Annotated in this window: 25 protein-coding genes and 2 tRNA genes; 16 read left to right on the top strand and 11 right to left on the bottom strand. The window is 61.7% G+C overall.

Features of this window, described 5'->3' with window-relative positions; translation table 11 throughout:
- Positions 1-15: 15 nt before the first annotated feature.
- The 6 genes from AB7M33_RS18525 (at position 16) to csrA (ending at position 5,261) form a co-directional block, all read left to right on the top strand.
- Positions 16-1,092, top strand: a complete 1,077-nt coding sequence (locus AB7M33_RS18525) for an NAD(P)H-dependent flavin oxidoreductase (RefSeq protein ID WP_454243261.1) — start codon at positions 16-18, stop codon at positions 1,090-1,092.
- Positions 1,093-1,198: 106 nt separating this feature from the next.
- Positions 1,199-1,957, top strand: a complete 759-nt coding sequence (gene modA, locus AB7M33_RS18520) for a molybdate ABC transporter substrate-binding protein (protein WP_099428849.1) — start codon at positions 1,199-1,201, stop codon at positions 1,955-1,957.
- Positions 1,957-2,637, top strand: a complete 681-nt coding sequence (gene modB, locus AB7M33_RS18515; RefSeq protein WP_027592679.1) for a molybdate ABC transporter permease subunit — start codon at positions 1,957-1,959, stop codon at positions 2,635-2,637. Before modA ends, modB begins: the two co-directional genes overlap by 1 nt.
- 1 nt (position 2,638) lies before the next feature.
- Positions 2,639-3,730 (top strand): molybdenum ABC transporter ATP-binding protein, encoded by a 1,092-nt coding sequence (modC, locus tag AB7M33_RS18510; RefSeq protein WP_454243260.1) that lies wholly within the window; start codon positions 2,639-2,641, stop codon positions 3,728-3,730.
- Positions 3,731-3,787: 57 nt separating this feature from the next.
- Positions 3,788-4,810, top strand: coding sequence for a DNA topoisomerase IB (locus AB7M33_RS18505; RefSeq protein WP_027592681.1), 1,023 nt, complete (start codon positions 3,788-3,790; stop codon positions 4,808-4,810).
- Between the two features lie 253 nt (positions 4,811-5,063).
- Positions 5,064-5,261 (top strand): carbon storage regulator CsrA, encoded by a 198-nt coding sequence (gene csrA, locus AB7M33_RS18500; protein WP_023381281.1) that lies wholly within the window; start codon positions 5,064-5,066, stop codon positions 5,259-5,261.
- Between the two features lie 46 nt (positions 5,262-5,307).
- On the opposite strand, the gene AB7M33_RS18495 is transcribed toward csrA, so the two are convergent.
- Genes AB7M33_RS18495 through AB7M33_RS18485 form a run of 3 tightly spaced genes read right to left on the bottom strand, consistent with a single transcriptional unit; the run spans position 5,308 to position 8,283 of the window.
- Complete coding sequence (locus tag AB7M33_RS18495; RefSeq protein WP_027592682.1) at positions 5,308-5,661, bottom strand: response regulator; 354 nt, start codon at positions 5,659-5,661, stop codon at positions 5,308-5,310.
- 11 nt (positions 5,662-5,672) lie between these two features.
- Positions 5,673-7,118 carry an ATPase domain-containing protein gene (locus AB7M33_RS18490; RefSeq protein ID WP_454243259.1) on the bottom strand — a complete coding sequence of 482 codons (1,446 nt, stop codon included), beginning with the start codon at positions 7,116-7,118 and terminating at the stop codon, positions 5,673-5,675.
- 28 nt (positions 7,119-7,146) lie between these two features.
- Entirely contained in the window at positions 7,147-8,283 is a 1,137-nt protein-coding gene (locus AB7M33_RS18485; protein WP_454243258.1) for a two-component system sensor histidine kinase NtrB, read from the bottom strand.
- 263 nt (positions 8,284-8,546) lie between these two features.
- Here AB7M33_RS18485 and AB7M33_RS18480 point away from each other — a divergent pair.
- Positions 8,547-8,631, top strand: a tRNA-Leu gene (locus AB7M33_RS18480).
- Between the two features lie 104 nt (positions 8,632-8,735).
- Complete coding sequence (locus AB7M33_RS18475; RefSeq protein ID WP_085273069.1) at positions 8,736-9,149, top strand: DoxX family protein; 414 nt, start codon at positions 8,736-8,738, stop codon at positions 9,147-9,149.
- A 1-nt stretch (position 9,150) separates the two neighbouring features.
- On the opposite strand, the gene AB7M33_RS18470 is transcribed toward AB7M33_RS18475, so the two are convergent.
- Positions 9,151-9,348 (bottom strand): hypothetical protein, encoded by a 198-nt coding sequence (locus tag AB7M33_RS18470; RefSeq protein WP_085273068.1) that lies wholly within the window; start codon positions 9,346-9,348, stop codon positions 9,151-9,153.
- Between the two features lie 765 nt (positions 9,349-10,113).
- Here AB7M33_RS18470 and AB7M33_RS18465 point away from each other — a divergent pair.
- Positions 10,114-10,365 carry a hypothetical protein gene (locus AB7M33_RS18465; RefSeq protein WP_454243257.1) on the top strand — a complete coding sequence of 84 codons (252 nt, stop codon included), beginning with the start codon at positions 10,114-10,116 and terminating at the stop codon, positions 10,363-10,365.
- A gap of 45 nt (positions 10,366-10,410) precedes the next feature.
- Here the strand turns inward: AB7M33_RS18465 and AB7M33_RS18460 are convergent, their stop codons facing one another.
- The 4 genes from AB7M33_RS18460 to sohB all read right to left on the bottom strand — a co-directional run bounded on the left by AB7M33_RS18460 (position 10,411) and on the right by sohB (position 12,618).
- Complete coding sequence (locus AB7M33_RS18460) at positions 10,411-10,590, bottom strand: hypothetical protein (protein WP_369124820.1); 180 nt, start codon at positions 10,588-10,590, stop codon at positions 10,411-10,413.
- Positions 10,591-10,701: 111 nt separating this feature from the next.
- Complete coding sequence (locus tag AB7M33_RS18455) at positions 10,702-10,926, bottom strand: hypothetical protein (RefSeq protein WP_027592688.1); 225 nt, start codon at positions 10,924-10,926, stop codon at positions 10,702-10,704.
- Positions 10,927-11,371: 445 nt separating this feature from the next.
- Positions 11,372-11,445: transfer RNA gene (locus AB7M33_RS18450), tRNA-Cys, on the bottom strand.
- 153 nt (positions 11,446-11,598) lie between these two features.
- Entirely contained in the window at positions 11,599-12,618 is a 1,020-nt protein-coding gene (gene sohB, locus AB7M33_RS18445) for a protease SohB (RefSeq protein ID WP_085273210.1), read from the bottom strand.
- A 198-nt stretch (positions 12,619-12,816) separates the two neighbouring features.
- Here sohB and AB7M33_RS18440 point away from each other — a divergent pair, with 198 nt between their 5' ends.
- From AB7M33_RS18440 to AB7M33_RS18425, 4 genes are all read left to right on the top strand, one after another.
- The gene (locus AB7M33_RS18440; RefSeq protein ID WP_265967888.1) at positions 12,817-13,530 is read left to right on the top strand and encodes a histidine phosphatase family protein; all 714 of its coding nucleotides are present in this window, start codon (positions 12,817-12,819) and stop codon (positions 13,528-13,530) included.
- A 54-nt stretch (positions 13,531-13,584) separates the two neighbouring features.
- The gene (locus tag AB7M33_RS18435) at positions 13,585-13,902 is read left to right on the top strand and encodes an SCP2 sterol-binding domain-containing protein (RefSeq protein ID WP_085273065.1); all 318 of its coding nucleotides are present in this window, start codon (positions 13,585-13,587) and stop codon (positions 13,900-13,902) included.
- Between the two features lie 188 nt (positions 13,903-14,090).
- Positions 14,091-15,158 carry a phosphotransferase family protein gene (locus AB7M33_RS18430; RefSeq protein ID WP_454243256.1) on the top strand — a complete coding sequence of 356 codons (1,068 nt, stop codon included), beginning with the start codon at positions 14,091-14,093 and terminating at the stop codon, positions 15,156-15,158.
- Positions 15,159-15,181: 23 nt separating this feature from the next.
- A complete protein-coding gene (locus tag AB7M33_RS18425) occupies positions 15,182-15,949 on the top strand; it encodes an SDR family oxidoreductase (RefSeq protein WP_454243255.1) in 768 nt (255 codons plus the stop codon).
- On the opposite strand, the gene AB7M33_RS18420 is transcribed toward AB7M33_RS18425, so the two are convergent.
- A complete protein-coding gene (locus AB7M33_RS18420; protein WP_238217283.1) occupies positions 15,950-16,771 on the bottom strand; it encodes a class I SAM-dependent methyltransferase in 822 nt (273 codons plus the stop codon).
- Between the two features lie 32 nt (positions 16,772-16,803).
- On the bottom strand, positions 16,804-17,154 hold the full coding sequence (locus AB7M33_RS18415) for a hypothetical protein (protein WP_027592695.1): 351 nt from the start codon (positions 17,152-17,154) through the stop codon (positions 16,804-16,806).
- Between the two features lie 113 nt (positions 17,155-17,267).
- Here AB7M33_RS18415 and AB7M33_RS18410 point away from each other — a divergent pair, with 113 nt between their 5' ends.
- Positions 17,268-17,570 (top strand): RcnB family protein, encoded by a 303-nt coding sequence (locus AB7M33_RS18410; protein ID WP_265967890.1) that lies wholly within the window; start codon positions 17,268-17,270, stop codon positions 17,568-17,570.
- A 1-nt stretch (position 17,571) separates the two neighbouring features.
- Here the strand turns inward: AB7M33_RS18410 and AB7M33_RS18405 are convergent, their stop codons facing one another.
- Positions 17,572-18,732, bottom strand: a complete 1,161-nt coding sequence (locus tag AB7M33_RS18405; RefSeq protein WP_454243254.1) for a GGDEF domain-containing protein — start codon at positions 18,730-18,732, stop codon at positions 17,572-17,574.
- A 224-nt stretch (positions 18,733-18,956) separates the two neighbouring features.
- Between AB7M33_RS18405 and AB7M33_RS18400 the strand changes: the two genes are divergently transcribed.
- Both AB7M33_RS18400 and AB7M33_RS18395 read left to right on the top strand, forming a co-directional pair.
- Positions 18,957-19,142, top strand: coding sequence for a hypothetical protein (locus AB7M33_RS18400; RefSeq protein WP_027592698.1), 186 nt, complete (start codon positions 18,957-18,959; stop codon positions 19,140-19,142).
- A gap of 74 nt (positions 19,143-19,216) precedes the next feature.
- Entirely contained in the window at positions 19,217-19,603 is a 387-nt protein-coding gene (locus AB7M33_RS18395) for a glycine zipper domain-containing protein (protein ID WP_027592699.1), read from the top strand.
- Positions 19,604-19,658: the final 55 nt, after the last annotated feature.

Here is a 19,658-nt window from a genome sequence, read left to right as displayed (position 1 = left end):
CGCAAGGAGACCCGCATGAGCCCTTGGCCCGACCGCCGTATTCTCGATCTGCTGGGCATTGAAGTGCCTATTCTGCAGGCCCCGATGGCAGGTGCGACGGGCTCGGCCATGGCCATTGCCGTGGGCGCTGCGGGCGGCCTTGGCGCACTGCCCTGCGCCATGTTGAGCAGTGACCAGGTACGTGATGAGATCGAAGCGTTCCGCGCCGGCTGCCCTGGGCGGCCGCTGAACCTGAACTTCTTCTGCCACCAACCACCACCGCCCGACGCGATCCGCGAGGCGCGCTGGAAGCAGGTACTCAAGCCTTACTACAGCGAGGTGGGTGCCGATTTCGACGCCCCTACGCCGGTCTCCAACCGCGCGCCGTTCGATGAGCAAAGCTGCCAGCTGGTCGAGCAGTTGCGCCCTGAAGTGGTGAGCTTTCACTTCGGCCTGCCCGAGCCCCACCTGCTGCAACGGGTCAAGGCCAGTGGCGCCAAGGTGCTGTCCAGTGCTACCACGCTGGCAGAAGCGCTGTGGCTGGAGCGCAACGGCTGTGACGCGATCATTGCCATGGGCTATGAAGCGGGCGGCCATCGCGGCATGTTCCTCAGCGAAGACATCACCAGCCAGATTGGCACCTTCGCCCTGGTGCCACAGATCGTCGACGCGGTCACGGTGCCGGTGATTGCAGCCGGGGGCATCGCCGACCACCGTGGCCTGGTCGCGGCCCTTGCGTTGGGCGCATCGGCCGTGCAGATCGGCACGGCCTACCTGTTCTGCCCCGAGGCCAAGGTGTCTGCGGCCCACCGCCGCGCGCTGGACACGGCGCCCGCCAGCGACACGGCCCTGACCAACCTGTTCACCGGCCGCCCAGCGCGGGGCATCAACAACCGCATCATGCGTGAGCTGGGGCCGATGAGCGACCTGGCACCGCGCTTCCCGCTGGCAGGTGGCGCGCTGATGCCACTGCGTGCAATCACCGACCCGCAAGGCAACAGCGACTTCAGCAACCTGTGGTCGGGCCAGGCGCTGCGCTTAGGCAGGCACATGCCGGCAGCTGAGCTGACCCAGGAAATTGCCAGCAAGGCACTGCAAACTTTATCGCGTTGAACAGCACTTGCAGGCCATTACCGCCGTCGTCGTCCAGCCCCCTTCCCGGCCAATGGCCTATCGCTATATAGTTCACGCTATAACGATAACCCAAGGAGCTGTCTTCATGCGTATCCGCCCATTCCACTTGGCCGCCACTGCACTGGCCAGCCTGATCTGCCTTAACACAGCCTGGGCCGACGAAGTCCAGGTCGCGGTCGCAGCGAACTTCACAGCCCCCATCCAGGCCATAGCCAAAGACTTTGAAAAGGACACCGGCCACACGCTGGTCGCCGCCTATGGTGCTACCGGGCAGTTCTACGCCCAGATCAAGAATGGCGCGCCGTTCGAAGTGTTCCTCGCCGCCGACGACAGCACCCCGGCCAAGCTCGAGCAGGAAAAGGAAATCGTCCCAGGCTCGCGTTTCACCTACGCCATCGGCACCCTGGCCCTGTGGTCGGCGAAAGAAGGTTACGTGGATGCCAAGGGGGACGTGCTGAAGCAGAACACGTACAAGCACCTGTCCATCGCCAACCCTAAAGCCGCCCCCTACGGCCTGGCCGCGACCCAGGTGCTCGACAAGCTGAAACTGACCGAGGCCACCAAGGGCAAGATCGTCGAAGGGCAGAACATCACCCAGGCCTTCCAGTTCGTGTCCACCGGCAATGCCGAGCTCGGCTTCGTCGCGCTGTCGCAGATCTACAAGGACGGCAAAGTCACCAGCGGCTCAGCCTGGATCGTGCCATCCAACCTGCACGACCCGATCCGCCAGGACGCTGTGATCCTCAACAAAGGCAAGGACAGTGCCGCTGCCAAGGCGCTGGTCGAGTACCTGAAAGGCCCGAAAGCCGCCGCGGTAATCAAATCCTACGGTTATGAGCTCTGATGCCACTAGACGCCAGTGACCTGGGTGCCATCTGGCTGACCATCAAACTGGCCAGCCTGACCACCTTGATCCTGCTGATCGTCGGCACGCCCATCGCCTGGTGGCTGGCGCGCACGCGCTCTTGGCTGCGCGGGCCGGTGGGCGCGGTGGTGGCCCTGCCGCTGGTGCTGCCACCGACGGTCATCGGCTTTTACCTGCTGATCGCACTCGGGCCCCATGGCTGGCTTGGCCAGGCCACCCAGGCATTGGGCCTGGGCAGCGTGGTATTCAGCTTCAGCGGCTTAGTGATCGGCTCGGTGATTTACTCCATGCCCTTTGTGGTGCAGCCCTTGCAAAACGCCTTTGGCGCGATCGGCCAACGGCCGCTGGAAGTCGCTGCCACCCTGCGCGCCAGCCCATGGGACACCTTCGTCCATGTGGTGCTGCCGCTGGCCCGCCCCGGGTTCATCACCGCCAGCATTCTGGGCTTTGCCCATACCGTCGGCGAGTTCGGCGTGGTGCTGATGATCGGTGGCAACATCCCCGACAAAACCCGCGTGGTTTCGGTGCAGATCTTCGATCACGTCGAGGCCATGGAATATGCGCAAGCCCACTGGCTGGCCGGTGCCATGCTGGTGTTCTCGTTCCTGGTGCTGCTCCTGCTGTACGCGGGGCGCCGCGGCAAAGCTGGCTGGAGCTGATATGACTGCATCGATTGTGGCGCGCCTGAAACTGGCGCGCGACGACTTTACCCTGGATGTCGACCTGCAACTGCCAGGGCGCGGGATCAGCGCGCTGTTCGGCCATTCCGGGTCTGGTAAAACCTCCTGCCTGCGCTGCCTGGCGGGGCTGGAGCACGCCGCCAGCGCCTACATCGAAGTAAACGGCGAGGTCTGGGAGGACAGCAGCCGCGGCTATTTTCAAGCGCCTCACCTGCGCCCGGTGGGCTATGTATTCCAGGAAGCCAGCCTGTTCCCGCACTTGTCGGTGCGCGGCAACCTGGAGTTTGGCTGGCGCCGGGTCGCGCCCAGCGAGCGCAAGGTCAGCCTTGAGCAGGCCTGCCAGTTGCTGGGCATCGGCCACCTGCTCGCACGTCGGCCCGCCACGTTGTCCGGCGGTGAGGCGCAGCGCGTCGGTATCGCCCGCGCGCTGCTGAGCAGCCCACGGCTGTTGTTGATGGACGAGCCGTTGGCTGCCCTCGATGGGCCGCGCAAGCGCGAAATCCTGCCGTACCTGGAGCGCCTGCATGACGAGCTGGATATTCCGCTGGTGTATGTCAGCCATGCCCAGGACGAAGTAGCGCGCCTTGCCGACCACCTGGTGCTGCTGGAGCAAGGCCAGGCCGTGGCCAGCGGCCCGATTGGCAAAACGCTTGCACGCCTGGACCTGTCGCTGGCCCAGGGCGAAGATGCCGGGGTGGTGTTCGAAGGCTTGGTAGTCGGGCATGACCCCTATTACGACCTGCTCGACCTGCGCCTGCCCGGCAGCGGCGCGCCGATACTGCGCATCGCCCACCCCGCTCACGTCATGGGCAGCACCCTGCGGGTAAAGGTGCAGGCGCGCGACGTGAGCCTGGCCCTGACGGCGGACAGCGCCTCCAGCATTCTCAACCGGCTGCCGGTGCAGGTGCGCGAAACCCGCCCGGCAGACAATCCGGCCCATGTGCTGGTGAGCCTGGATGCCGGGGGCAATGCCTTGCTGGCGCGCATCACCCGCTTCTCGGCAGACCAGCTTGGCCTACACCCAGGCCAGGCCCTGGTCGCCCAGATCAAGTCGGTGGCTTTATTGGGCTGAGCAACCCTGACGCGGCCGTTGTCCATTGATCTGAGACCTGATCGAGGCCTGCCGCCAATGCTCGACTGCCCCCTGCCCCGCACCCTGCATTACGTTGACGACAGCCAACCGGGCCTGAGCCGACGGCGCTGGCGCGACCGCTTCATCTACTTGGACACCGAGGGGCAGCGGGTTCGCGACGCCGACACCCTCGCACGCATTGCCGCACTGGTGATCCCTCCGGCCTATAGCGATGTGTGGATCTGCGCTGACCCGCAAGGCCATCTGCAAGCCACCGGCCGCGACGCCCGTGGCCGCAAGCAGTACCGCTACCATGAGCAATGGCGCGAACTGCGCGACCAGCACAAATACGGGCGCATGTTGGCATTTGCCCAGGCACTGCCGAAATTGCGCTCGCAACTGGAGACCCACCTGGCCAGACCGGGCCTGGACCGGGAAAAGGTGATGGCACTGGTCGTCAGCCTGCTGGACCACACCCTGATCCGCATCGGCAACCAGCGTTACCTGCGTGACAACCAGTCATACGGGTTGACCACGCTGCGCAACCGTCACGTCAAGGTGCAAGGCGGCACCATCCGCTTCCAGTTCCGTGGCAAGCGCGGCGTCGAGCACGATGTCACCTTGCACGACAGGCGCCTGGCCAACCTGCTCAAGCGCTGCATGGAGCTGCCGGGCCAAGCGCTGTTCCAGTACCTCGACGAAGAGGGGCAACGCCACAGCATCGGTTCCAGCGATATCAACCAGTTCTTGCAGGCGCTTACTGGCGCTGACTTTACCGCCAAAGACTACCGCACCTGGGCTGGCAGCAGCCTTGCGCTGAACCTGCTCAGGCCGCTGGCCTGGGAGCCGGAAACCGAAGCGAAACGCCAGGTCGCTGCCATCGTCAAGCAGGTCGCCACGCGCCTGGGCAATACCCCGGCGGTATGCCGGCGCTGCTACATCCACCCAGCCGTGCTGGAACACTTTGCCCTCGGCCGCCTGGCCAGCTTGCCCCGCAAACGTAATCGCAAAGGCCTGGATCCAGAAGAAGTGGCGCTGTTGTTATTTCTACAGGCGCTGGAGGAACAGGACGATCATTGACACTGTCTATTTAGGCCATGATGCAGAGAAATTTCCCATCCGGGCTGAACCCCCCTATTCTTGCCACCGAGCACCTTCGCCGGGACACCGCTTGCGGCAGTTACCGGCGCCTGCACCTGAAGATACGCAACAGAATTTGTCTGTCGGGGAATTCCTATCCGCCGAAAGCGTCTTTAATGAGAAGGAAGAGGGACTGGCTCCCACCGCCGCGGCAATTAGCCCGACGGATTTCAACATTACCAAGGAGAACTACATGCTGATACTCACCCGTAAGGTTGGCGAAAGCATCGTCATCAACGATGACATCAAAGTCACCATTCTGGGCGTCAAAGGGATGCAGGTGAGGATTGGCATCGATGCACCGAAAGATGTTCAGGTGCACCGCGAAGAGATCTTCAAGCGTATCCAGGCTGGCAACCCAGCCCCGGAAAAACACGACGACTCGCACTGAGCAGCACTGCCTCAAGCCGCACGGACGCGCTTGATCGACCTGCGCCTCAGGTGCCCAGCAGTTCGCGCACCTTGGCGATCATCCTGTCCATATCGAAGGGCTTGTCGAACACCGCGGCGAACAGCTCCGGGCATCCTTGGCTGGCCTGCGCGCCGCTCATGAGGATGACCGGCAAGTCGCTTAGCTGCAGCTCATCGCGCATCCTGCGTGCCAGCTCTTCACCATTGAGCAATGGCATCATGTAGTCGGTGATCACCAGCTCGACGCGTTTTTCCTTCAGTGCTTCCAGCGCCTTCAGGCCATTGCTCGCCTTTTCCACCAGATAACCTTCATCCTCCAGGGCAAAGCCGAGGATGTCGGCGATCAGGTATTCGTCATCGACGATCAGAATGGTGTTCATCAGCCGCCCCGTCACCCGCCGCCTTGCTGCACTGGCGTCCCCGAGAGCACGCCGCTGGCGCCCTCGAAGGCCTTGCGCAAGGTAATGCCCTGCGGGCCGAGCAACAGCTCGTGCAGCGCGGGGTCATGGTGGCTGTCACGCACCTTGAGAATCGACAGCATGCGCCGCAGCTGGGAATCCAGTTCGACGAAACGCATCAGCATCAAGTTGTCGACGATGCTCGACAGATCCGGTGCCGGGGCCATGATTTCCGACCCGAACATGTCACGCATCTCCCAGGTCAGCAGCACACTGACGTCTCGCGCCCGCAACTCGCCGGTCAAGGCGCGGAAAAACGCGTTGAGCCGAGTCGGGTCGATTGCCAGACGGCTGAAGGCGCCCAAGCTGTCGATCACCACACGCTTGCTGCCTTGTGCCTCGATATGCTCAAGCAAGCGCGCACCAACCTGGTCCAGCAAACCCTCCGTGGTGGGCTGCCAGCACAGCTGCAGCGCACCTTCGCGTTCCAGTGCGGCAAAATCGTAGCCCAGCGATGCCGCCTTGAGGCGCAGGCGTTCTGGCGTTTCGTAGAAGCCGAAATGCACACCAGGGGCTTCTTTCGTGCACGCGCTAAGGAAGGCCAGGCCCAGGGACGTCTTGCCGATACCGGAGGGCCCCATGATGAGGCTGACCGAGCCTGTGGCCAGCCCGCCGTCGAGCATTGCATCCAGGCTCGGAATACCCGAAGAAACACGGCTCAGGCTGGCGTTACCCAAGTGGCTGGGGTGGCTGAACAGCGATTCCAGACGTGGAAAAACATGCATGCCCACTTCATCGATCAAGCACTCATGGCGCCCCGACAGGGCTGCGCTACCACGCGTCTTGCGCAGTTGAATATGGCGCACGGCACGGCTGCCCACCAGTTGCTCACCCAGCTCGATCACGCCATCGACCATGGTATGCTCCGGGCTGCCCTCGTCCAGCCGGGCGCTGGTCAACAACAGCAGGGTGCAGCCGGCAAAGGCCGCGTGGCCTTGCAGTTCCGAGACGAATTTCTTGGTGTCCAGGGTCGTTTCGGCGCGCACGCGGGCATTGAGCACCCCATCAACGATCAGCAGGCTGGCCTGCTGACGGTTGATTTCCTGGCGCAGCAGCTTGACCACGGCATCGAGCCCTTCCTGCTCCAGGGTATCGAAGGCACTGACAAACTGGATCTGGTCGCCCACCAGGGTCGGATCAAAAAACGCCAGCGTCCCAAGGTATTGGAACAGCCGCTCGTGCGATTCACTGAGCAACGTCGCCACCAACACCCTGCCGCCACCCTGTACGTGGCCACAGGCCAACTGATTGGCGAGGATGGTTTTGCCCGCGCCAGGCGGGCCTTGAATGATGTAGGACGCGCCCGCGACCAGCCCGCCCTTGAGCAGGGCATCGAGCCCTTCGATCCCCGTCACCAGCCGCTTGAGTGCTTGTGCCATGGTGTGTACCTGTAGGTTGGCGATCCGCTTATGGGTCACACGCGGGCAAATAGAGACGCATGCACGTGCCTTGGCCAGGCACGCTGTCGACACTGATGGCGCCATTGCTCTGCTTGGCAAAGCCATAGACCTGGCTGAGGCCAAGGCCGGTGCCCTTGCCGAAGGCCTTGGTGGTGAAAAACGGCTCGAAGATGCGTGGCAGTACGTCGGGAGCAATCCCGCTGCCGCTGTCCTGCACCTCGAAGCACACATAACGGCCCCGCAACCCTTCCACATCCCCGGCCAGTTCAACAACATCGACCGCCAGGCCAATGCTGCCTTTACCCTCGATGGCATCACGGGCGTTGAACAGCAAATTGAGCAGCACCATCTGCAACTGCCCGGCATCCACTTCGATGGCGGGCAGACTCGCGGGCAAATGGTGTTGCAGGTCGATTTCACTTGTCAGCGAATGCTCGAGCAAGCCACGCGTGGCAGCGATCAATTCCAGGGGCGCGATGCGCGTGACATCCAGTTTGCGGTGGCGGGCAAAGCTGAGCAGTTGCTGGGTCAGCTCGGTGCCCCGCTCGCCGGCCTCGAGGATGTGATGCAACAGGCGCTGGACGCGCTCCGGGTCATGGGAGGTGAGGGCCAGCCGGGCGGAACTCAGGATGATCGTGAGCATGTTGTTGAAATCATGCGCCAGCCCACCCGTCAGCTGGCCGAGCGCTTCGAGCTTCTGCGCCTGGAACAGCTGCGCACGCACAGCGTCGAGCTGCAGTGCCGATTCGCGCCGGTCGGTAATGTCCCGGGTGACCTTGGCCAGCCCAATGATCTGCCCAAGGTCATCGCGAATCACATCCAGCGCAGCCAGCGCCCAGAATTGCGAGCCGTCCTTGCGCACGCGCCACCCCTCATCCTGCGCCACGCCTTGCTCGAGTGCCTGGCGCAGCAAGCGTTCGGGGCGCCCTTGCGCACAATCCTGGGGGGTGAAGAACAACGAGAAATGCTGGCCGATCACTTCATCGGCCCGGTAGCCCTTGATACGTTCGGCGCCAGCGTTCCACGACACCACATGCCCCGTCGGGTCGAGCATGTAGATGGCGTAGTCCACCACCGACTGAACCAGCTGTTCGTAGCGGTGCGCGGGCATGACAGGGTGTTCGAGACAGTCAGCTGAAACCATGCAAACTCCACAGGCACAGCGGGGAGGAATTGGGCGTGATCAGGAGTGTCCTCTGCAGCCGCCCTTGTGGCAACTGATTGTCAGCGTTCTCGGTCGACGAGTACAGGCATTGCGGCCACGGGTGAGGGCTGTCTTCCCTTGATCATAGGTGCTGCGGTTGACGCAACTATAACAATGGGTTATAAAGCGCGCTTGAATGCAACGCGCTTTCTACTTAGATACATCTGCTTAGAAGCCCGTCGGTCGTCAAGGCCCATTCAAGTGCGAGTGTGGTGGAATTGGTATACACAGCAGACTTAAAATCTGTCGGCGTGAGCCTTGCGGGTTCGAGTCCCGCCACTCGCACCAAATTCCTTCGAAAAGGCGCCCTGGTGGCGCCTTTTTGCTGCCCAGCGGAAATCCCCGGTGCAACTGCTAGAGTGGAGCTTGTCCCCGTCCACTGGTATGCCGCCATGCGCTACTCCCTGTTCGATGGTCAACGCGACTTCATCATCCTGGTTGCCCGCATTCTGCTGATGATTCTGTTTGTTGTGTCCGGGTGGGCCAAGTTGACCGGCTTTGAAGGCACGGTCAGCTACATGACCTCCCTCGGCGCCCCTGCCCCTACGATCGCCGCGGCCGTTGCGGTGATCATGGAGTTTTTCGTCGGCATCGTGCTGATTCTGGGGTTCTACACGCGCCCGCTGGCCTTCCTGTTTGCACTGTTCGTGCTGGGCACCGCACTGATCGGCCACCCGTTCTGGAACATGGTCGACCCCGAGCGCAGCGCCAACATGACCCAGTTCCTGAAAAACCTGAGCATCATTGGCGGCTTGCTGTTGCTGGCCGTGAGTGGCCCCGGCCGCTTCTCACTGGACCGTCGCTGACTCACGCGTCTTCGCAGTCGTCGAACCAGGCTGGATGATCACGTTCCTCGTCATCGAGGTCATCCAGCGTTTCCTCATCCTCCTCGACAGGGTCTTCCGCGCCTTGGGCGTCTGCCTCGGGGTCGATGCCGTCGTAAAGGAATTCGTGGTCGAGCAGGTGGTCATGCTCGGGCTCGTGCAGATCGTCTTCGTCGCGCATGCGGGGCGGGCTCCTGGAATGGCGGGAGGCCTGTATAGGCTGAACAGGGGGCGAGGTCAATGGGTTGCGGCTTAATGCTGAGTTAACGGAGCGGGCGCAATCTGCAGGCTCTCCCTTCAAACGTTATTTGCCCGCCTTTTCATGGCGGGCTTTTTTTGGGCGGTGATTTTTTGATAGCGGGGCGAAGGGCCTGGCTTGAGATTTTTAGCGCGTTTGAAATCGAGCGCCGCCCGCGCGGCGCTTCGCAGCACAAGGCTGCTCCTACATCTGTTTCGGGCCAGTTATTCCTGGGGCATTGGCGCGCGGCTCCTTGGCGCATGGCGCGATATCGGGTCGGGCAACCAAGGCAGATGCCATAGGCGTGACTGGCCCGAAACAGATGTAGGAGCAGCCTTGTGCTGCGAAGCGCCGCGCGGGCGGCGCTCGATCTTATAAGCGCAGAAACGCCAACGCCTTACACTTCGCAGCCCACATACGCCCCCTACCCACACCAAAACAACAGCCTCATGACCCCCGCTTCACGTATTGCCGACAATAGGGGCGGCACACTGACCTTGCTCCGTACGTTCTTTTAGCCCGCCCCTTGTAGGCGGGCTTTTCTTTTCTATTGCATCGCCCGACCGGCTGACCAACGAGCGCAACCTTCAAAACGCACTAAGCTCCACTATCCAATACTTGGGTATTCGGTTTTTTCCACACATTGCCCATCGTCGCTCTGGCGATCCACACCGACGTGCCGATTTTCGGCACAAAGAGGGTGCTCCAATGGCGACAATCGAGACAAAAGCGTTCGCTCGCGGGTTGCTCAAAGTAGAGAACTGCTGGCAGGCCTACATGCTGTCACGCCAATCCACCCAGGGGCTTGCCGGCCACGAACTCACGGCCGCGCAAGAAGCGTGCGACCGCGACTACATTCGGTTTCAGAACCAAAGCCAGCAGTTTTACGCCGAAGTGCGCAAGCGGGTAGGCGACGCTGAAAAGCTGGAAGCGGACTTGGCACGCTACCCACCTCAATAACGCTTCTTCAGCCGTCATTGGGGTCGCTGTGCGACCCCATTCGCCTTATCTGACGACTTTGGAGCTGGGCCACCTCGCCGATGGCAGCTTGGGGCCGACACGATCAGATGCACCAATGCCAGACGCCACTTCCTGGATGGCTCCGCCTTTTGAAAGGAATGCTTTGATCTGCTCGTCTAGCCGCAGGTGGGCTTTGTGCGTGGGGGACTGATGGGAGGCATTCATGACTGAACCTCGATAGAGGAGTCACTGAAATGCAGCAACTCGTTTGTCACTATACGCTGCATCGGCCACAGAATGGGCGAAATCCCCTGCCCTTGCCACCAGAGCCTACGTTTACAGGGCCTCCACTCGCCGGTCACCGGCCGGCGGCGCCGCTTTCAAGATGTGGGTAAAGCTCCCGGTCAGGCCGAACCGAAGCTCTTTGGGCATCAAGAATGTGAAGTGGATGAGCCATGACCCATCGCCGAGCAACAACGTCTCGCTTCTGTACCGAATGACTTCCGCTTCGCTAATGCCGATCGCCACAGCGACTTCCTGATTGCTTGGCTTGCGATCCATTGAGGTGACTCCCTCCGACATTGCGCCGGGAAGCCATCAATACTCCTCCAGGGTCGGAAGCGCTACTTATAAATTTGTACCCTGACATACCGCTTCATGCTGCTGTAGCCCGATCAGTATGAAACGCCATCAAAAGGCAATGAGGTAAGCAGCAACGCCCTTAGCTAAACGCCAGGGTTTCCAAAAGGAAAGGTGGTCGAACAATCGGCTGGAATGGCCCGCGACACCTGCAACAGCGAGGTAGACGAACCACTTTCGCAGCGCTCTGGAGAGTTTCTTTTTTGTGAATCGCAACAGTCGGTACACCTTGAAAATAACCCTGTCGCTAAAAACGGAAAAGCCCAAGACCATGCTGAGCTTAGGCGTCACGCCCCAAGGGGATTCTGTATTTTCCGCCCCACAAAGAAAAACCCCGCAGACGTTAATCTGCGGGGCTTTCGAATAATGGAGGCCGAGGTCGGAATCGAACCGGCGTAGACGGATTTGCAATCCGGAGCATAACCACTTTGCTACTCGGCCTCAAAGTCGGATCTAGCTGCTTGCGCTTTGCTATCTCCTTGAAACACTGAACCTTTTTCAAAGTTCGCTGCGTTTCGATGGGCGCCATTATGTCTTCAATCATCGAACCTTGCAACCCCCTGAACATAAAAAAATTTCAAGGGGTTCAAGGTGTTAGCGCAAGCGGCCGAGTTTGCTCCAAAGCCCCACCACGGTGTTCTCCACCGTGCCGCTGGCAGCCATGCCGATACGCTCCTGCAGGCTCTTGCGTTCGGCGTAATGCAGGTGGAACAGGTTGGCGTTGCGGGCGCGGTCGCTGAGGTACTCGTCGCTGGTCTGCAGCTCGTCAACCAGCTTGCGGTTGAGAGCCGCCACGCCCAGCCAGACTTCGCCGGTGGCCACTTCGTCGATGTGCAACTGCGGGCGATAGCGCGAGACAAAGTCTTTGAACAGCTGGTGGGTGATGTCCAGGTCTTCCTGGAACTTCTCCCTGCCCTTCTCGGTGTTTTCGCCGAACACGGTGAGGGTGCGCTTGTATTCGCCCGCTGTGAGCACTTCGAAATCGATGTCATGCTTCTTCAACAGGCGATTGACGTTAGGCAGTTGCGCCACCACACCAATCGAACCCAGCACGGCAAATGGCGCGCTTACGATCTTCTCGCCAATGCAGGCCATCATGTAGCCGCCGCTGGCCGCCACCTTGTCGATGCACACGGTCAACGGGATGCCCGCCTGGCGAATACGCGCCAGCTGCGAAGCCGCTAGGCCGTAGCTGTGTACCAGGCCGCCGCCACTCTCCAGGCGCAGCACCACTTCGTCCTGCGGGGTGGCGAGGGTCAGCAGCGCGGTGATTTCGTTGCGCAGGCTCTCAGTGGCCGAGGCCTTGATGTCGCCATCGAAATCGAGCACGAAAACTCGGCCCTTTTCTTCGGCCTTGCCTTTTTTCTGCTGTTTTTCCGCCTTGGCCTGCTGCTTGCGCAGGGCCTTCAGCTGGGCCTTGTCGAGCAGGCCCGACTCCAAGCGCTCACGCAGCTCTTTATAGAACTCATTGAGGCGGGTGACCTGCAATTGCCCGCCCGGTTTGCGCCGCCCTTTACCGCGCAAACCGGCGATGGCCGACAGCACTACCAGGATGGCAATCACCAAGGTGGCGGTTTTGGCGAGAAAGCTTGCGTATTCGGCAAGAAACTCCACGTTGACTCCTTCATAGACCAGCGCCAGTTCGGCGCGTAACTGCTGCAAGCATACCGGTGCGCCTGAGGCGCTGCCAGCCGGTGTAAACGCTGGCAACACAGTTCAAACAACCTTTTCAAACGCTTGTATGTTTTTTCGTTGACAGCCTGTGTGGCACATCCTAACCTCGCAGCAACCTCCAACAGGCCGGATACCTCCGTGGGCAACCTCTACCTGATCCGACATGGCCAAGCCTCCTTCGGTGCCGAGGACTACGACGTCCTCTCGACCATCGGTGTGCGTCAGAGCCAAGCCCTGGGTGAACACCTGGCACTGCTCGATGTGCAGCTGGATCGTTGCGTGGCCGGCGACCTGCGCCGCCAGCAGGATACCGCACGCCTGGCCCTGGAGGCCTTGCACGCCACAGGCTGCCCGGTTCCGGCTGTTGAGACCGATGCGGCATTCAATGAGTTCGATGCCGATGGCGTGATCCGTGCCCTGCTGCCCGGCCTGCTGGCGCAAGAACCCGATGCCCTGCACATCCTGCGCAATGGCGCGCAGCATCGCAGCGAATTCCAGCGCCTGTTCGCGCTGATGGTGCAGCGCTGGCACGCGGGCGATCATCCTGCCGACGATGGCCTGGAGACCTGGCAGGCCTTCACCGCGCGCGTCCAGCGTGGCCTGCAACGTGTGCTCGAAGGCGCGGGCAGTGGCGACAACATCGCCATCTTCACCTCAGGCGGCACCATTGCGGCCCTGCTCCATCTGGTTACCGGCATTACCCCCAGCCAAGCCTTCGCGCTGAACTGGCAGATCATCAACACGTCGCTCAGCCAACTGAAGTTTCGGGGCCGCGACGTGGCACTGGCCTCCTTCAACAGCCAAGCCCACGTGCAGCTGTTGAGGGCGCCGGAGCTTGTCACCTACCGATGAGCCCGGCTTGTTGTGTCCCTGCGGACGCGAATATAACTTAATAAGGATTACGCCATGAGCGATGTAGCTAAAGCCGTCGAAGCGATGAAAGCAAAGTTCAATCCAGCCGCTGCCGCAGGCCTGGACCTGGTGTTCGGCTTCGACATCACCGACGAAGACAAAAAGTACGCCCTAATCATCAAGGACGGTACGTGTGACATCCAAGAAGGCGAAAACCCAGACGCCAACTGCACCCTGGTGCTGGACAGCGAGACCCTCAAGGGTATCGTCAGTGGCGAGACCGACGGCATGCAGGCCTTCATGGGCGGCAAGCTGCGCGTCGAGGGCGACATGATGCTGTCGATGAAGCTCAGCGAGCTGTTCCCGTCCTGAGTGATGGGCACGCCGATTGATCAAAAAACCGAAGCCTGACCGGCTTCGGTTTTTTTTTGCCCGATCACATCAAGGCGATTGATCCATCAGCAACACCCTCACCTATATGACGGCTGGCACGCTTGTTCCAACGCCGGCAGGCCATTAGATTAGCCAATAGTTGTTGCGAACGAAAATAAGGAAAACGCATGACGCTCACCGATCAGTCCACCCAGGTCCGCCCCGGCGAAGAACTCGACGCGGCCGTCATCGACCCTTATCTCAAGGCCCATATTCCCGGCCTCGAAGGCTCGCCGAGCATCAGCCAGTTCCCTGGCGGGGCCTCCAACCTCACCTACCTGGTCACCTACCCGGGCCGAGAGTTCGTGCTGCGCCGCCCGCCATTCGGGCAGAAGGCCAAGTCGGCCCACGACATGGGCCGTGAATTTCGCATCCTTAATCAGCTCAACAGTGGCTTCCCTTACTGCCCCAAGGCGTACGTGCACTGCACCGACGAGACCCTGATCGGCGGCGAGTTCTATGTGATGGAGCGGGTCAACGGCATCATCCTGCGCTCGGACATCCCGGCTGAACTCAATCTCGACGCAGCCAGCACCGAAGCCTTGTGCAAAAGCTTCATCGACCGCCTGGTCGAGCTGCATCAGGTCGACTACCAAGCCTGCGGCCTGGCCGACCTGGGCAAGCCGGAAGGCTATGTGCAACGCCAGATCGAGGGGTGGACCAGCCGCTACGCCAAAGCCATCACCGATGATGCCCCGCGCTGGGAGCACGTGATTGCCTGGTTGCACGACAAGATGCCCGCCGACCATCCACGCCCCGGCATCGTCCACAACGACTACCGCTTCGATAACGTGATACTCGATGCCGACAACCCGATGCGCATCATCGGTGTGCTGGATTGGGAGATGGCCACCCTCGGTGACCCACTGATGGACCTGGGCAACAGCCTGGCCTACTGGATCGAGGCAGCAGACCCGGCGCCCGTGCAACTGATGCGCCGCCAACCCAGTAACGCGCCCGGTATGCTCACCCGCAGGCAGTTCGTTGACTACTACGCCGAGCGCGCCGGCATTCGCCTCGACAACTTCGATTACTACTATTGCTATGGCCTGTTCCGCCTCGCCGGCATCGTCCAGCAGATCTACTACCGCTACTACCACGGCCAAACCCAGGACAAACGCTTCGCTCAGTTCATCCACATGAACCGGCTGCTGGAGAAGATGGCCTTGCAGGTGACCCGCACCTCCACGCTCTGACGACAGATAACAAGGAAAACAGCATGTCCAAGACCCACTTGTTCGACCTTGACGGCAAGATCGCCTTCGTTTCCGGCGCCAGCCGCGGCATCGGCGAGGCCATTGCCCATCTGCTGGCGCAGCAGGGCGCCCATGTCATTGTCTCCAGCCGCAAACTGGACGGCTGCCAGCACGTTGCCGACGCGATCATCGCCGCCGGGGGCAAGGCCACCGCAGTGGCCTGCCATATCGGCGAAATGGAGCAGATCCAGCAGGTGTTCGCGGGGATACGCGAACAGTTCGGGCGCCTGGATATCCTGGTCAACAACGCGGCCACCAATCCGCAGTTCGGCAACGTGCTGGACACCGACCTGCTCGCCTTCCAGAAGACCGTCGACGTCAATATCCGCGGCTACTTTTTCATGTCGGTGGAAGCCGGCAAGCTGATGCGCGAACACGGCGGCGGCAGCATCATCAACGTGGCGTCGATCAACGGTGTTTCGCCTGGGCACTTCCAAGGCATCTATTCGGTGACCAAGGCTGCGGTGATCAACATGACCAAGGTCTTCGCCAAGGAATGCGCGCCATTCGGCATCCGCTGCAATGCCCTGCTACCCGGCCTGACCGATACCAAGTTCGCCTCGGCGCTGGTGAACAACGAGGCCATCCTCAACGCCGCCCTGCAGCAAATCCCGCTCAAGCGCGTGGCCGACCCCAAGGAAATGGCCGGCGCGGTGCTGTACCTGGCCAGCGACGCCTCCAGCTACACCACCGGCACTGCACTCAACGTCGACGGTGGTTACTTGTCCTGATCAGGCCTTGATCGCCTGCAAGGTGTAGCTCAAGGGCAGGCGTGACGGCTGGTGGCGCAAACGCCACTCGCCGTCGGCGCCCTTGTCCATCTGCCCAGGCAGCGCTTCCCAAGGGATGCTCGGGTGCTCGACCAGACCTGTCAGTTGCAGCCCGTGCGCCAGCAAGGCACTGATAACCTCGCCCAGGCCGTGGTTCCACTCATGGGTCTCGGTATGGACGAGGCGCTGGTCGGTTTCGACGTACGTCTGGTCGGTGTGCCACACCGTCGGGGTTTCGTGCTCGAAGTACGGATACTCGATCAACAGGCGGTCCTGGTGGTCTTCGTTGACGGCCATCAGCATCGGGTGGCCATCACGCAGGAACAGCCGCCCACCCGGTTTCAACAAGGCCGCCACAGCGCGCGCCCACGGCTCGATGCGGGGCAGCCAGCAGAGCGCGCCGATGCCGGTGTAGACCAGGTCGAACGTGCCCGCTGGCAGCACCTGGTCGGCGGCGTAGACATCTGACTCCACATACGCGATTGGCGCTGCGCAGCGTTCGGCCAACGCCCGCGCCTGCGCCAGCGAAGCCGCGGAAAAATCCAGACCACAAACCTGCGCGCCAAGGCGCGCGAGCGACAGGGTATCGGTGCCGATGTGGCACTGCAGGTGAACGGCGTTGAGCCCGTGGATATCGCCCAGCAGCGGCAAGTCGAAACGAACGGTTTCGGAAAGATGCGCGGGGCGTTCGACCAGCAGCTCGACCTCATAGTCTTTCGAGGCAGCATGCAAAGGTGCGCGCTCGTCCCAGCTGGTGCGGTTGAGTTGCAGCGATCGGTCCATGGTTGACGTCCTTGTCTGCTCGTACTGTTTTATTACAGGCACGTCGCCGCAGCAGCACGCCGCTGCAGCGCCACGCCGTCATTTTTTTGCGCGTAGTAATCGACCCGCGCCCCACCCGCCTGCGGATAAACGTCCACGAACGCCTCGGCCTCGCGGGTATACACGGTGAAACCACCCTGTTTGCGCGGCTCCAGGTAGCCACTGGCATCGTCCCCGAACACCGCCTCTTCCTGCCAGCTGAACTGAATGCATTGGGCAACCAGTTCTGGCGCCTTGTGCGAATCGAGCTGCGCGGTCGGCTTGCCGCCACGTGCCGTTTCCATGGTCGCGGAAGCGCAACCGACCAGCATCAGTACCGCGGCCATCGGCAGAATCGCTCGCATGTTCAATCCTCAGGGCAAAAAAGAAGGCGACTCTAGCATTGGCTGCACCGCGAGTGAATTGTCGGGCGCATGCTGCTGTCGCAGTAGGAACATGCCGTCACAAGGAAACCGCGATGAAAAAGCATCACCTGATACCCGCCTTGCTGCTCGCCGCACTGCCCTGCCTGCCATTGGCCGCTTCTGCCGCCCCGTCCGCCGAAGAAAGCATTACTGGGCCAGAAACCCACAACCGTGAACTCAAGGTAGGTGACAAGGCCCCCGACCAATACAAGCGCGATGATGAGACGGTAAAAGACTGGAAGGCCAAAGGCCTGCCCACCCCAGAAAAGGAAAGCCATTGGGTACGCATGGGCGAGCACTACGTGCTGGTGCAGATCACCAATGGGGTAGTGTTGGCGATCCACCCGGCCAGCTGAATCAAATGACCTGCACCAAGGCCGCCATGTGCACGGTGTTGCGCCCGGCGGCCTTGGCCTGATAAAGCGCTGCATCCGCCTGCGCCAGCAGGCTGGAGGTGCTGTCCCTGGGCCCCGGCACACCGCACCACAGCCCGACGCTAAAACGCAGCTCGATCTCATCACCGGCAAAACGCGCGGGGCTGTTGGCAATCGCTTCCCGCAAACCCTGCAGCGCGGCCATCGCCCCGCTTCTGTCGGTACCTGGCAACAGCAGCAGGAATTCCTCCCCGCCATAGCGCCCAAGGCTGTCCCCCTGGCGCAAACGCTGCTGCAACTGACGCACGCAATGGCACAACACCTCGTCACCCGCCAAGTGCCCATACAGGTCGTTGATCCGCTTGAAGTGATCGATATCGATCATGGCCACGGCCAGGCTGCTCTGCGCCTCGCGGGCGCGGTCCAACTCGACGCCGAAGCGTTCGAGGATCGCCCGGCGGTTGTAGGTGCCGGTCAACACATCGCGCAAGGCCAAGTGCTGTAGACGCGATTCGCTACGCTCCTTGGCCATCAACACCAAGCCGATCGAATACATCATCACCGTGACCGTGCCGATCGCCACCGAAATGCTCTGTTTGAGGTTGCTGGTGTCATAGCGCATTTCCACCGCCGTGCCATTGGCCACCGCCACGGCCCGCATGCCCAAGCCGACCAGGCTGATCAGCGCACCGATCTGCAGCAGCAGGTGCGCCCTGCCTGGCCGCTCGACGTACCGCCTGGCCCAGTACAGGATCATCGAGCACTGCAGCATCAGCACCAGCGTCGCCAGCAGCATGCGTGGTTCGAGGGTGTCGAGCAGCAGCATCAGCCCGACCAGCATGCACGCCGGGATGATGAAGATCAGCCGCCACGGGATCACTTGCTCACGCACCCGGAACAAGCTGGCCGAATAAAACGCCAGGGCCAGTGACAGCAAGCTGTTGCCCAGGCCATAGCTGAGCCACAGCGGCGCTTGCGCGTAAACGGTGTAGCAGACATACGCCAAGGCATGCACCAGCAGCCCGCAGCCGGTAAGCAGCAGGTTGTCGCGGCGGTTGCTGCGGCCGACCAGCAGCAGGCAGAAAGCCAGAATGGTCGCTACCAGGGCGACCGCGGCGAACAGCGTGGGGGTGTGGGCGATCATCGTGATTCACCGTGTGGCAGTTTGCCGTCTTGGCTGCGGCTTACCGTGCAGTCTAGGTGTCGACGGCCGGCTCGGCCATGACCCAGCGAGACAGAACAGCAGCCGGCAAGCACGCCACTCATCGCTGGCAGGACAATTTTTTGCCCGCCCAGGAAACCAAATGGATCGATCCCAGTCTCAGGAAGTGTCCCGTAAACCTTTGCGGATCAAGGACCTATATCGTGATGACCCGCCTTGCAAGCTTTTCGCTGATTGCCGCCATCCTGCTGACTGCTGGCTGCCACAGCCATCGCTACCATGACGACGACGATGGCTGGCGTGATCGCGACCGTGGCCATGGCCACCATCATCGGCATGACCGTGACGATGACGACGACCGTCAATACCGCGGTGACCGCTACTACCGCTGAAGCGTCTTTGCAACCCTGACCCGCCGCCCGCTGCGCGGCACCTTAACCTGATGATTCCTTTTGAGGTTCGTACCATGCGTCTGACTCTGCCTTCCCTTGCCCTCGGCCTGCTGCTGTGCCAGGGCGCTTTCGCCGGTGACGGTACCGCCGCCATTGGCGGTGGCCTGGGTGGTGTACTGGGTAACGTTGTCGGCCAACAGATCGGCGGCAGCACAGGCGCTGCCATCGGCGCCGGTGTCGGCGGCGCTGCCGGCAGTGCGGTAGGCGCTCGCAAGGGCAACCGCACCGAGGCTGCCATCGGCGGTGGCCTGGGTTCTGCGGGCGGTTCGCTGCTCGGTGGCAAAGTCGGCGGTTCTGCCGGCTCCACCATTGGTGCCGGCCTGGGTGGCGCGGCCGGTGGTGCCATCGGTAACCACATGGGCGACAACAACGGCAAGAAGCACCACCGTCACCGTCACTGATCCGGCGATAAACAGGGGCCGCATAGCGGCCCCTTTTGCGTCTTAAACCCTGCAA

This window comes from Pseudomonas sp. Y3 TE3536, assembly GCF_053629175.1.
The sequence above is the reverse complement of the archived record's forward strand: the minus strand, read 5'-3'. Positions and strand labels throughout refer to the sequence as shown.